8 protein-coding genes are annotated in these 13,361 nt (G+C 49.8%); all 8 read right to left on the bottom strand.

Translation table 11 applies throughout. From position 1 onward, the window contains the following. Positions 1-4 precede the first annotated feature (4 nt). Complete coding sequence (locus EOE67_RS16445; RefSeq protein WP_068062037.1) at positions 5-343, bottom strand: P-II family nitrogen regulator; 339 nt, start codon at positions 341-343, stop codon at positions 5-7. Between the two features lie 209 nt (positions 344-552). After that, on the bottom strand, positions 553-921 hold the full coding sequence (locus EOE67_RS16440) for a YacL family protein (RefSeq protein ID WP_127700429.1): 369 nt from the start codon (positions 919-921) through the stop codon (positions 553-555). Positions 922-1,026: 105 nt separating this feature from the next. Beyond that, positions 1,027-3,624, bottom strand: a complete 2,598-nt coding sequence (gene acnB / locus EOE67_RS16435; RefSeq protein ID WP_127700428.1) for a bifunctional aconitate hydratase 2/2-methylisocitrate dehydratase — start codon at positions 3,622-3,624, stop codon at positions 1,027-1,029. A gap of 267 nt (positions 3,625-3,891) precedes the next feature. Next, positions 3,892-5,985 (bottom strand): M13 family metallopeptidase, encoded by a 2,094-nt coding sequence (locus tag EOE67_RS16430; protein ID WP_127700427.1) that lies wholly within the window; start codon positions 5,983-5,985, stop codon positions 3,892-3,894. Positions 5,986-6,266: 281 nt separating this feature from the next. Then, complete coding sequence (gene lpdA, locus EOE67_RS16425) at positions 6,267-7,679, bottom strand: dihydrolipoyl dehydrogenase (protein WP_127700426.1); 1,413 nt, start codon at positions 7,677-7,679, stop codon at positions 6,267-6,269. A 157-nt stretch (positions 7,680-7,836) separates the two neighbouring features. Then, positions 7,837-9,477, bottom strand: coding sequence for a pyruvate dehydrogenase complex dihydrolipoyllysine-residue acetyltransferase (gene aceF / locus EOE67_RS16420; RefSeq protein WP_127700425.1), 1,641 nt, complete (start codon positions 9,475-9,477; stop codon positions 7,837-7,839). A gap of 11 nt (positions 9,478-9,488) precedes the next feature. After that, positions 9,489-12,155, bottom strand: coding sequence for a pyruvate dehydrogenase (acetyl-transferring), homodimeric type (aceE, locus tag EOE67_RS16415; RefSeq protein WP_127700424.1), 2,667 nt, complete (start codon positions 12,153-12,155; stop codon positions 9,489-9,491). A gap of 67 nt (positions 12,156-12,222) precedes the next feature. Then, positions 12,223-12,981: a pyruvate dehydrogenase complex transcriptional repressor PdhR gene (gene pdhR / locus EOE67_RS16410; protein ID WP_127700423.1), complete on the bottom strand. Its 759-nt coding sequence runs from the start codon at positions 12,979-12,981 to the stop codon at positions 12,223-12,225. Positions 12,982-13,361 lie beyond the last annotated feature (380 nt).

The following is a 13,361-nucleotide window of genomic DNA, read 5'->3' as shown; positions in this document are numbered from 1 at the left end:
TCTCCTAGATGGCTTCTGAGTCCATTTCACCAGTACGGATCCGGATCACTTGCTCCAGATCGTAAACAAAGATTTTACCGTCACCGATCCGACCGGTATGTGCAGCCTTGGTAATGGCTTGCAACAAACGTTCGACATTTTCGTCCAGCGTGGCGATTTCCAACTTCACTTTCGGCAGAAAGTCGACCTGATATTCCGCCCCACGGTAAAGTTCGGTGTGACCTTTTTGCCGACCGAAGCCTTTGACTTCAGTGACGGTCAGGCCTTCAATGCCGATGTCCGCAATCGCTTCGCGGACATCGTCAAGCTTAAACGGCTTGATAATGGCACATACCAATTTCATAGTTTTTATCCTTTTTAGGCTTGGACCGGGCGCAAACCAGGCCGCTAACTTGTTGCAGTTGCCAAATAGATAAGAAAACCTTGTGCCATGTTGTAAAACATAAATTAATCAATAACTTAACTAATAGAGACAACGATTGGTCAAAAAAAACGCACCAAGACGGTGCGTTATTTCCCAGCTGGGGTGCAGTTCGAAGCGAGTTGGCAGGATCAGTTGGGTAAAAATTGCTGCCACTGGGTCAGCAGATGAATCAAATCTTCCAGCCCACATTCAGCGGTCAAGCTGGCATCGTCGGTGGTGAGTTCCGGGTCGAGATCGGCATCACGTTCATCAAACTGACCGACGCTGTAGTGGTACACCAGCACTTCCTGACGTTCGACTTTCAGGATGTATTCGCGACCGTCAAATTGATATTCGCTGTAAGGGCCCAGTTGTTGCAAATCATCACACAGCGCCTGATATGACGAGGCTTTGCGCTCAAATTCGTCCAGCAAAAACCGCTGCAGCGCATGTTGCTCCATCGGCAACTGCAGCTGATAAATCCGGCTGTCTGGTAAATAGATAAAATCAAATTCCATCCGGGTACTCCGCTGGGTCAAGTTTTAAGCTGTAAAAAGTTTTTAGAAACAATAACAAAGGGCCCGCGAACGGGCCCTTTTCTTTGAACAACAATATGTTATGACTTAAACAGCTTGCTGCACAATCACGTTGGAAGCGATTTGTGTGTACTGCGCCATCTGATGGAAATTCAGGTAACGGTAGGTATCCGCTGCTGTGGTTTCAATCTGCTTGGCGTAATCCAGATACTCTGCAACTGTTGGCAGACGGCCGATGATTGAAGACACCGCCGCTAATTCCGCAGATGCCAGATAGACATTGGCGCCCTGCCCTAACCGGTTCGGGAAGTTACGGGTTGAAGTCGATACCACCGTAGTATTGTCGCCAACACGCGCCTGGTTACCCATACAGAGTGAACAGCCTGGGATCTCAATCCGCGCACCAACACGGCCGAAAATGCCGTAATAACCTTCTTCAGTCAGCTGGTCTTTATCCATTTTGGTCGGTGGAGCGATCCACAGACGGGTTGGGATCTGACCTTTGAACTTGTCCAGCAATTTACCAGCAGCGCGGAAGTGGCCGATGTTGGTCATACAAGAACCGATGAACACTTCATCAATCTTGTCGCCCTGCACTGAGGACAGCAAACGCGCGTCATCCGGGTCATTTGGTGCACACAGGATTGGCTCTTTGATGTCTGCCAGATCGATTTCAATCACAGCTGCGTATTCAGCGTCAGCATCGGCACGTTCCAGTTTTGGATTGGCCAGCCAGGCATCCATCGCGTTGATCCGACGCTCAATAGTACGACGATCGCCATAACCTTCGGCAATCATCCACTTCAGCATCACGATGTTCGATTCCAGGTACTCACGTACTGAAGCTTCAGACAATGTGATAGTACAACCGGCAGCAGAACGCTCAGCAGAAGCATCAGACAATTCAAAGGCTTGTTCGGCAGTTAACTGCTCCAGACCTTCAATTTCCAGCACGCGGCCAGAGAAAATGTTGACCTTGCCTTTTTTCTCCACTGTCAGCAAACCTTGCTGGATTGCATAGTATGGAATGGCGTGGACTAAATCACGCAGCGTGATGCCAGGCTGCATTTCACCTTTAAAGCGCACCAGTACCGATTCCGGCATATCTAATGGCATGACGCCAGTAGCAGCAGCGAAAGCGACTAAACCAGAGCCAGCCGGGAACGAAATACCCAGCGGGAAACGGGTGTGCGAGTCACCGCCAGTACCAACGGTATCTGGCAATAACATGCGGTTCAACCAGCTGTGAATAACACCATCACCCGGACGCAGTGAAATACCACCACGGTTCATGATGAAATCTGGCAGCGTGTGGTGCGTGTTGACGTCGACTGGTTTTGGATAAGCAGCCGTGTGACAGAACGACTGCATCACTAAATCGGCGGAGAAACCTAAACAAGCTAAGTCTTTGAGCTCATCACGGGTCATTGGGCCTGTGGTGTCTTGTGAGCCGACAGTGGTCATTTTAGGTTCACAGTATTGGCCAGGGCGAATACCTTTCACGCCACATGCAGTACCAACCAGCTTTTGCGCCAGGGTGAAACCTTTGTTGGTAACTACAGTCACCGCTGGACGTTCAAACACGGTTGAGTGCGGCAGACCCATGGCTTCACGGGCTTTATCGGTTAAACCACGACCGATAATCAGCGGAATCCGGCCACCAGCACGCACTTCGTCTAACAACACGTTTGAACGCAGTTCAAAAGTAGAAATAACTTCATCAGTGCCATGGCGTTTCACCACACCCTGATGCGGGAAAATATCGATCACATCGCCCATCGCCATGCTGTTGACGTCAAGCTCGATTGGCAGTGAACCCGAATCTTCCATGGTATTGAAGAAAATCGGCGCGATTTTGCTCCCTAAACAAACACCGCCAGTGCGTTTGTTCGGCACAAATGGCATGTCTTCGCCCATAAACCACAGCACTGAGTTGGTGGCAGACTTACGTGAAGAACCGGTACCAACCACATCACCGACATAAGCCAGTGGGAAACCTTTGGCGATCAATGCTTCAATTTGTTTGACTGGGCCTTTTGAACCTGGAGCATCCGGCTCGATACCATCACGGACGTTTTTCAGCATGGCTAAAGCGTGCAGCGGGATATCCGGGCGTGACCAGGCATCTGGTGCTGGTGATAAATCGTCGGTATTGGTTTCGCCGGTCACTTTAAATACCGTGACGGTGATTTTTTCTGGGATAGCAGGCTTGCTGGTAAACCACTCGGCATCAGCCCAGCTTTGCATCACTACTTGAGCATGCGCATTGCCAGCATCAGCTTTTTCTTTCACATCGTGGAAAGAATCAAACATCAATAAGGTGTGTGACAAACCTTTGGCCGCTAAAGCACCTAATTTCGAGCTGTCTAACAAATCAATCATCGGCTGAATGTTGTAACCGCCGAACATGGTGCCTAACAGTTCAGTGGCGCGCTCTGGCGTCACTAATGGGCTTTGCACTTCGCCTTTGGCGACAGCAGTTAAAAAACCAGCTTTGACATAAGCGGCTTCATCCACACCTGGTGGAATGCGGTTTTCTAATAAATCGACCAGGAATGCGCCTTCGCCAGCTGGTGGATTTTTTAATAATTCGGTTAATGACGCTACTTGCTGAGCGTTTAATGGCAGTGGAGGAATGCCAAGAGCGGCGCGTTCGGCCACATGTTCACGGTATTGTTGAAGCACAGTTGTATCCTCTGGTTGGTCCACTGCAACCTGTATCACAGCGGTTTTCAATCGAATCTAAACAGGCTGGATTATAAGAAAAAAACGCCTGAATTGACATGCAAGTATAAGCAGACGGGCTTATAGTGGGTATAAGTTTGCTGAATGGTGGTAGCGTTTAAAACACAGTTTCGGATATGGAAAGCAACTTACCGCTAAATTCAGGCGCATTTAGACGTCAAAAAGGCCGCAATGCGGCCTTTTTCAATCAAATAATCAGATCAGCAATTACCAGATTTTGACGCGGTTTTCCGGCGCAATATACATTTTATCGCCTTCTTTCACGTCAAACGCCGTGTAAAATTCCGGAATATTCGACACGATACCAATAGCGCGGTATTCGCTTGGTGAATGCGAGTCGGTCATCAGACGGTTACGCAGTTCTTCTTCGCGGTATTTCCGACGCCAAACTTGTGACCAGCTGATAAAGAAGCGTTGCTCGCCCGTGAAACCGTCGATAACAGCGGCCGCTTTACCATCTAGCGACAGTTTATAAGCACGCAGTGCCACCGTCAGGCCACCTAAGTCACCGATGTTTTCGCCTAACGTCAGCTCACCGTTCACGTGTGCGCCTGGTAGCGGTTCGTACTTGGCGTACTGCGCAACCAGCTGTTTGCCACGTTTTTCGAACTCAGCTTTGTCAGCATCCGTCCACCAGTTACGCAGGTTACCATCACCGTCGTACTTGGCGCCCTGATCGTCAAAACCATGGCCCAGTTCGTGACCAATCACCGCACCAATACCACCGTAGTTCACCGCATCGTCCGCATCCATATTAAAGAACGGTGGTTGCAAAATGGCAGCCGGGAACACGATTTCGTTGTTGGTTGGATTGTAATAAGCATTGACGGTTTGTGGTGTCATAAACCACTCAGAGCGGTCAATTGGCTTGCCCAGTTTGTTTAGCATTTCGCTATAACCAAAGGCCGTCGCTGCTTTGTAGTTACCCACCAAATCATCAGCTTTGATGCTCAGGTTGCTGTAATCTTTCCATTTATCCGGATAACCGATTTTTGGCGTGAACTTGTTCAGTTTTTCATGCGCAGCTTTTTTCGTTTCCGGCGTCATCCATTCCAACGTGTCGATACTGTCGTGGTAGGCCTGGATCAGGTTTTTCACCAGCACTTCCATCCGCGCTTTGGCTTCTGGCTTAAAGTGTTCTGCCACGTAGAGCTTACCGGCCACTTCACCTAACACTTCATCAGAAGCATTGACGGCTTTTTTCCAGCGTGGTTGTTGCTCTAAAGTGCCGGATAAAACTTTGCCGTAAAAATCAAACTGACGATCAACAAAGGCTTTGCTTAATTTGCCTGAAAATTCAGAAACTAACCGCAGCGCCAGGTAATCTTTCCAGCTTTGTAAGTCAGTCTCAGCGTAAATCTTGCCAAAAGCTTCCATATAGCTTGGTTGCTGCACGATGATGTCATTCACAGCATCCAACTTGGCAGCTTTAGCGAATGTTTCCCACGGGAAACCACCCAGCGTTTTGGCTAAATCGGCTTTAGCGAACTTGTTATAAGTTTTGTCGGCATCGCGGTTTTCAACACGTGACCACTGCGCGCCAGCCAGTTTGGTTTCCAGCGCCAGAATACGTTCAGCCGCTTTTTCTGCATCAGCGACGCCAGACAGCGTCAGCATATCTTTGATATAAGCCAGATAGGAAGCGCGGATGGTTTTGAATTTTTCGTCATCTTTCAGGTAATAATCGCGATCCGGTAACCCCAGACCTGACTGACCTAAATACACCGCGTATTGCGTGGAGTTTTTCTCGTCGTTGTTGACGTACCAGCCCAGTGGAATGGCTGCGCCCATGTGTTGGAACTGGGCAAAAGCACTGGCTAATTGGTTCGCATCAGCGATAGCTGCGATGGCTGCTAAATCGGCTTCGATTGGCGTTTTGCCTAAAGCTTCGATGCCCGCTTCGTTCATATAACTGGTGTAGAAATCACCGAGTTTTTGCTCGTCCGTGCCTGGTGTTTTGTTTGGTTTCGCTGCGGCAGTTTCGATAATGGTGCGCAGCGCAACCTGGGCATCATCGGCTAATTTAGTGAATGAGCCGTAGTTTGACTTATCCGCTGGGATTTCGGTTTTGCTCAACCAGGTGCCGTTGACGCTATAAAAGAAGTTTTCGCTGTGCTTGACTGCCGGGTCGAAGTTTTCTTTGTCGACGCCTGACAACAATGCAGCAACAGGGGCAGCGACTGGAGCTGCGGTGGCTTGAGTTTCTGGCTTGGTTGTTTCCGGCGCTGTTGGCGCTTTATCACAGCCCACCAGACCAAGTGCGAAAGCGACGCTAGCCGCCAGCAGGGTAATTTTTTTCATTTGAGTTATTCCTGAATGGAGGGGAAAAATAAAGTAGTTTTACCGGTTCTATAGTACGCGCATCAACTACAAGGTTACAACCGGCACTTTACACAAGATGTAACGAAATATGACACTCTGCTGACAAAGAGGGAATTTGCACCGTAGCGCTCAGTGGTTACTGCAAAAACAACCTTCAAAGGAGCGGGCGGGAATTATCGGATTGATTTCAGCAACAGTTAAAACAACAAAGGCCGCAATGCGGCCTTTGTCTGGATATAAAAATAAGCTAAACCAAAAGCTTATTTCTTTTTCGCTTTTGGATTTGGCAGATCCGTAATTGAACCTTCGTACATTTCTGCAGCTAAACCAATAGACTCATTCAGCGTTGGGTGAGCATGAATGGTCAGCGCGATATCTTCAGCGTCAGCACCCATTTCAACTGCTAAGCAGATTTCGCCCAGCATTTCACCGGCGTTGATACCAACAATAGCGCCACCTAGAATGCGGTGGGTTTCTTTGTCGAAAATCAGCTTAGTGAAGCCTTCAGTGCGGGCTGAAGCGATAGCACGACCAGAAGCTGCCCATGGGAAAGTTGCAGTTTCAACCGCAACGCCTTTCTCTTTGGCTTCTTTTTCAGTGATCCCTACCCAAGCCATTTCTGGATCGGTATAAGCAACAGAAGGAATGCAGCGTGGGTCGAAGAAGTGTTTCATGCCAGAAATGACTTCAGCAGCTACATGGCCTTCGTGCACCGCTTTGTGCGCCAGCATTGGCTGACCAATCACGTCACCGATGGCGTAAATGTGGCCAACGTTGGTGCGCAGTTGTTTATCAACATTGATAAAACCACGTTCATCGACGTTCACACCAGCTTTTACTGCATCTAACAGCGCGCCATTTGGACGACGACCCACAGCAACCAAAATTTTGTCAAAACGCACTGGGGCGGCCGGGGCATTTTTACCTTCAAACGTCACGTACAGACCATCAGCTTTGGCTTCAACGGCCGTCACTTTGGTAGATAACATGATGTTGAAGTTGTCTTTGTTGTATTTGGTGTAAACCTTCACCAAATCAGCGTCAGCAGCCGGAACCAGCTGATCAGCAAATTCAACCACAGACACTTTTGAGCCCAGCGCACGGTACACAGTACCCATTTCCAGACCGATAATACCGCCACCTAACACCAGCATTTCACCTGGAATATCTTTGAGTTCCAGTGCGCCGGTTGAATCGATGACACGTGGGTCATCTTTTGGAATAAATGGCAGTGCCACTGGCTCAGAGCCAGCAGCGATAATGGCGTGTTCAAAAGTGATGGTGGTGTCGCCGGCAACCAAAGTATTTGGGCCAGTGAATTTACCGTAACCAGTCACAACTTTTACTTTGCGCATTTTTGACATGCCGGCTAAGCCGTTGGTCAGCTGACCAACAACTTTGTCTTTCCAGGCACGGATTTTGTCTAAATCAATTTGTGGTGCACCAAAAGTCACACCGTGAGAAGCCATGTCGCGGGCATCATCGATGACTTTGGCGACATGTAATAAAGCTTTTGAAGGGATACAACCGACGTTTAAACAAACACCACCAAGTGTGCTGCGTGCTTCAACTAAAGTCACTTCCAGACCTAAGTCAGCGGCGCGGAAGGCTGCAGAATAACCACCAGGGCCTGCGCCCAGGACCACAACTTGAGTTTTGATTTCGTTGCTCATCGTTTTACCTTTTTATCTTTTCAGAGATAACCGCTTGTTTGCGCAGGCGGCCTGGAAATAAAGTGGCGGAATTTTATCACCCTGCCTGAAAGAAGTCGCGTAACTTTTCAGTCTCCACAACATCAGATCAGGCCAAGGGCGATAAAACACCGTCAAATCACATAATGATTTGACGGATATCCGCTAAATATGAAGCCAGCGTCGCAGTAAAGCGCGCCGCTAAAGCGCCATCGATCACGCGGTGATCGTAGGACACTGACAACGGCACCATCAGTCGCGGCTCAAACTCTTTACCATTCCATTTTGGCTTGATGTCAGATTTAGACACACCCAAAATTGCCACTTCCGGCGCGTTGACGATTGGCGTGAATGCCGTGCCGCCAATACCGCCTAAGCTGGAAATGGTGAAACAACCGCCTTGCATATCTGCAGCCGTCAGTTTGCCTTCGCGGGCTTTCACCGAAATATCCTGCAATTCACGCGACAGTTCGATGATGCCCTTCTTGTTAACATCGCGAACCACCGGCACCACCAGTCCATTCGGTGTATCCACCGCAATGCCTAAGTGCACGTATTTCTTCAGGATGAGGCTAGCGCCATCTTCTGAAAGCGAGCTGTTAAAGGTTGGGAATTCTTCCAACGCTTTGGCCACCGCTTTCATGATAAACACCAGCGGGGTGTATTTGACGCCGAGTTTTTTCTTCTCCGCCAGCGTGTTTTGCTCTTTGCGGAAATCCTCGAGGCCGGTGATATCGGCTTCATCAAATTGGGTCACATGTGGAATACGGACCCAGTTGCGGTGCAGGTTGTTGCCTGACAGCTTCTGAATTCGCGACAGGGCTTTTTCTTCCACCGCACCAAATTTACTGAAATCCACTTTTGGCCATGGGATCAAATCAAAACCAACGCTATTGCCGCTGCCGGTGACTTGACCTTTACCTGACGCCACTTGCGCAATAATGTTTTTCACATAATTTTGCACGTCTTCGCGTTGGACCCGACCTTTGCGAGCAGAGCCGGTCACTTTAGATAAATCAACACCAAACTCACGCGCTAAGCGGCGGACCACTGGCGAGGCATGGGCATAGGCCTGGTTTTCAACAAAACCGGTGCTGGCTGCAGGGGCTGCTGAAGGCGCTGGTGCGGCGGTTGTTACAGCTGGAGCTGCTGGTGCAGCGGCGGCAACTGGAGCTGCTTGAGCTGGTGCTGGTGCGGCTGTTACCGGCGCAGCAGCGCCAGTAGAGAACACAAACACTAACGAGCCCGTCGACACTTTATCGCCAACTTTGACTTTAATTTCAGCAACTGTCCCGGCAAAAGGTGCTGGTACTTCCATTGCGGCTTTGTCGCCTTCGACGTTCAGCAGGGATTGATCGGCTTTGACCACATCACCCACTTTCACCATAATTTCAGTAACTTCAACAGCGTCACCGCCGATATCCGGCACTGTGACGTCTTGCAGCGTGGCCACTGCTGAGGCAACGGCTGCCGGAGCGACTGGAGCCGCAGCCGGTGCAGGTGCAGGCGCAGCAACTGGCGCTGCGACAGGCGCTGCAGCAACAGCCGCTGCACCTTCAAACACCATAATCAGCGAACCGGTTTTGACTTTATCACCGGCTTTCACGCGCACTTCTTTCACCACACCGGCTTGCGGCGCTGGTACTTCCATCGCGGCTTTGTCACCTTCGACACTTAATAATGACTGGTCAACCGCGACTGTATCACCGGCTTTCACCAGCACTTCGGTCACTTCGACTTCATCGGCACCAATATCTGGTACAAAAATTTCAATGCTCATTGCAAATCCTCTTAGGCGAACAGCGGGTTCAGCTTGTTGGTATCAATGCCAAAACGCACGATGGCGTCGCTGACCAGCAGCTTGTCGATTTCACCTTGTTTGGCCAGTTCACGTAAGGATGCCAGTACGATATAACCAGCGTTCACTTCGAAGTGACGACGCAGGTTCTCGCGGCTGTCAGAACGGCCAAAACCATCGGTACCCAATACTTTGTACGAAACAGAAGGCACAAAAGCCCGCACCTGATCGGCGTAGTTTTTGATGTAGTCTGTTGCGGCAATAACCGGCGCTTTACCCAGTACGGTCGCGATATACGGTACTTTTTCCGCATCGTTCGGGTGCAGCATATTGTGACGTTCACAATCCTGACCATCACGCGCCAACTCGTTGAAAGACGTCACCGAGAACACATCGGACGCCACACCATATTCTTCACTGAGGATTTCCGCGGCGCGGCGAACTTCATTCAGAATGGTGCCAGAGCCTAACAGCTGCACCTTGGCTTTGTTGCCAGACAAGGTTTCCAGCTTATAAATACCACGACGAATGCCTTCTTCAGCGCCCACAGGCATCGCCGGGTGATGATAGTTTTCGTTCATCACGGTGATGTAGTAGTAGACGTTTTCCTGCGCCTGGCCGTACATCCGGCGAATACCGTCCTGAATAATCACGGCCAGTTCATAGGCATAGGTTGGATCGTAAGAAATACAGTTCGGCACAGTGCCGGCCAGAATATGGCTGTGGCCATCTTCGTGCTGTAAACCTTCGCCGTTTAAGGTGGTGCGTCCAGCCGTTGCGCCAAGCAGGAAACCACGGGCTTGTTGATCGCCTGCCAGCCAGGCCATATCGCCAACACGCTGGAAACCGAACATCGAGTAGTAAATGTAGAACGGGATCATCGGCAGATCGTTGGTGCTGTAAGACGTTGCCGCCGCCACCCAGGATGCCATTGCACCCAGTTCGTTAATGCCTTCCTGCAAGACCTGGCCTGAAGTTTCTTCTTTGTAATAAGAAACAATGGCGCGGTCTTCCGGCGTGTAAGTCTGACCACGCGGGTTATAAATACCAATCTGCCGGAACAAACCTTCCATACCAAAGGTACGGGCTTCGTCGGCAATAATTGGCACAATTTGCTTGCCGATATTTTCATCTTTCAGCAGGATATTCAAGCCACGCACAAAAGCCATGGTGGTCGAAATTTCGCGTTTCTGCTCTTCCAGTAAACCTTCAAATGCAGGTAATTCTGGCAACGTCAGCGGCTTAGTGAAATTCGGCAAACGCACCGGCGTGTAACCACTTAATGCTGCACGGCGGTCATGTAGATATTTGTGCTCTGGCGAACCTTCCGGCAGCGTCAGGTACGGCAGCGACTGCACGTCTTCTTCGCTTAAATAATCTTCCAGGTTCAGACGCTTGCGAATTTGCAGCACGTGCGTCATGTCCATTTTTTTCACCTGGTGAGCGATGTTTTTGCCTTCAGCGGCTTCACCCATGCCATAACCTTTGATGGTTTTGGCCAGAATAACAGTCGGACGACCTTTGGTTTCCTGCGCCGCTTTAAAGGCTGCGTACAGTTTTGAAGGTTCGTGACCACCACGTTTTAACGCGAAAATCTCTTCGTCGGTCATATCAGCAACTAAGGCTGCCGTTTCCGGGTAACGTCCGAAGAAATGCTGACGGACATAAGCGCCATCTTTGGCTTTGTAAGTCTGATAATCACCGTCAACGGTTTCGTTCATCAGCTCTAACAGTTTGCCGGTGGTGTCTTTGGCCAGTAATTTATCCCAGCCACTGCCCCACACCACTTTAATTACGTTCCAGCCAGCGCCACGGAATAAACCTTCCAGCTCCTGGATGATTTTGCCGTTGCCCATCACCGGGCCGTCCAGGCGCTGCAGGTTGCAGTTGACCAGGAAACACAGGTTATCCAGCTTTTCACGGGCAGCAAAAGATAACGAACCACGGCTTTCCGGCTCATCCATCTCGCCATCACCCAAGAACGCGTACACGCGCTGTTGGCTGGTGTCTTTCATGCCACGACCATCTAAATACTTCAGGAAACGTGCCTGATAGATAGAAGTGATCGGGCCTAAACCCATTGACACTGTTGGGAATTGCCAGAATTCCGGCATCAGTTTTGGATGGGGATATGAAGATAAACCTTCGCCACCGACTTCCTGACGGAAGTTGTCGAGCTGATCAGCAGTTAAGCGGCCTTCCACAAAAGCACGGGCGTAAATACCCGGAGAAATATGGCCTTGGTAATAAACTAAATCGCCGCCGTCTTTTTCGTTTGGTGCGCGGAAGAAATGGTTAAAACAAGTTTCATAAAATGCCGCTGAAGACTGGTAAGACGCCATATGGCCGCCCAAATCCAGTTCTTTTTTCGAAGCGCGCAGCACGATCATAATGGCATTCCAGCGAATGATCGAACGGATGCGTTTTTCCAGATTCACATCACCCGGATAAGCCGGTTCCTGCTGTGGCGGAATAGTATTGATATAGTTGGTGGTGATCCCGGTTGGCATGGCCACACCTTCAAGGCGTGCTTGCTCCAGTACCTGCTCTAACAGAAACTGCGCGCGTTCAACACCTTCGGTACGCACCACAGATTCAAGGGCTTCTAACCATTCTTTGGTTTCGAGCGCGTCGATGTCAATTTGACTGACTTCAGACATATCAAAGTTTCCTATATTCCGAGCCTGCCAGCAGCAGGGTCTGTTTCATTAAAAGTAAGTACGCTGCTCAGGTGGTTTGTGACCGACGCAGCGAGCGTGCAAGGCGTGAGCGTTCCCGATCAGCTTCCAGCAAAGCCTCTTCAATAAAGGCCAGATGGCTGTTGCTGGCTTGCCGGGCTTGCTCCGGCTCACCGTTGATCACTGCTTCCATGAGACGCTGCCGATGTGCATTCAGCTGGCCCACGATCCCGTCTTTTTGCCGCAGAATTTCCAGGTTCAGTTGAATATTCTGCTCTACCAGCGGCGTTAAACCGCGTACCAGATGGAGCAACACCACATTGTGAGATGCTGCAGCCACCGCTAAATAAAGCTGGCCAACTGCTTTGGCTTCAGCTTCTAAATCTTTCAGTTGTTGCGCGGTACAAATTTCGTCATACCGTTGTTTAATTTGAGCGAAATCGGTACTGGTGCCACGCAGCGCAGCGTAATAGGCGCAAATGCCCTCTAAGGCATGGCGGAATTCCAGTAAATCAAATTGCGATTCAGGATGGCGGCCGATCAGTTCAAACAGCGGATCAGTGAGACCGCCAACCAGATTGTCACAGACATAAGTGCCACCACCTTGTTTGCGGCTGACCAGACCTTTGGCTTCCATTTTCTGCAGCGCTTCACGCAGACTGGGCCTGGAAACATCAAACTGTTCGGCTAATTCACGCTCAGTCGGCAATTTCTGCCCAGGCGCAAAAGTGCCTTCCAGCAGCATATGTTCCAGCTGCTCGACAATACGGTCTGACAATTTGGCAGGTTTTATTTTCAGCGTATTCATCCTGGTTCCCACCGGTGGCTGCGAGCTTAAGAGCGTATGACAGTCCGGGGTGTTTTATTATGTTTGTCTTTTTATATTTGCTTTGGGTATTTTTGTTTTTATTGTAAATTGGTAAGACCAATTTACATCAACGAGCCATAAGGTAACAGAAAGCGTAGTTGAAGTAAATTCGACCTGACAGTCTGACGGCGGTTTGGCGTGAAATAACTAGAGTTTAAGCTCTAAATACGTTTCAGGTTTCTAAGGATGCAGAATTGGTCAGACCATTGAAACTAACCAGCTGACGCCGATGGCGTACTACCTTCGGTGAGTACGCCCTACTTTTTCATTTAAATTCAGATACTTGCGTAGGGCGCTACTCGCCGCGGCAGCGGCAGTAC

The sequence above is a fragment of the Rheinheimera riviphila genome, assembly GCF_004005945.1.
Taxonomy (GTDB): domain Bacteria; phylum Pseudomonadota; class Gammaproteobacteria; order Enterobacterales; family Alteromonadaceae; genus Pararheinheimera; species Pararheinheimera riviphila.
This window is presented reverse-complemented; position numbering and strand designations above follow the sequence as displayed.

Coding starts and splice junctions, on each gene's coding strand:
- EOE67_RS16445 (WP_068062037.1), bottom strand. CDS start 343: ATGAAATTGGTATGTGCCATTATCAAGCCGTTTAAGCTTGACGATGTC.
- EOE67_RS16440 (WP_127700429.1), bottom strand. CDS start 921: ATGGAATTTGATTTTATCTATTTACCAGACAGCCGGATTTATCAGCTG.
- EOE67_RS16430 (WP_127700427.1), bottom strand. CDS start 5,985: ATGAAAAAAATTACCCTGCTGGCGGCTAGCGTCGCTTTCGCACTTGGT.
- lpdA (WP_127700426.1), bottom strand. CDS start 7,679: ATGAGCAACGAAATCAAAACTCAAGTTGTGGTCCTGGGCGCAGGCCCT.
- aceF (WP_127700425.1), bottom strand. CDS start 9,477: ATGAGCATTGAAATTTTTGTACCAGATATTGGTGCCGATGAAGTCGAA.
- aceE (WP_127700424.1), bottom strand. CDS start 12,155: ATGTCTGAAGTCAGTCAAATTGACATCGACGCGCTCGAAACCAAAGAA.
- pdhR (WP_127700423.1), bottom strand. CDS start 12,981: ATGAATACGCTGAAAATAAAACCTGCCAAATTGTCAGACCGTATTGTC.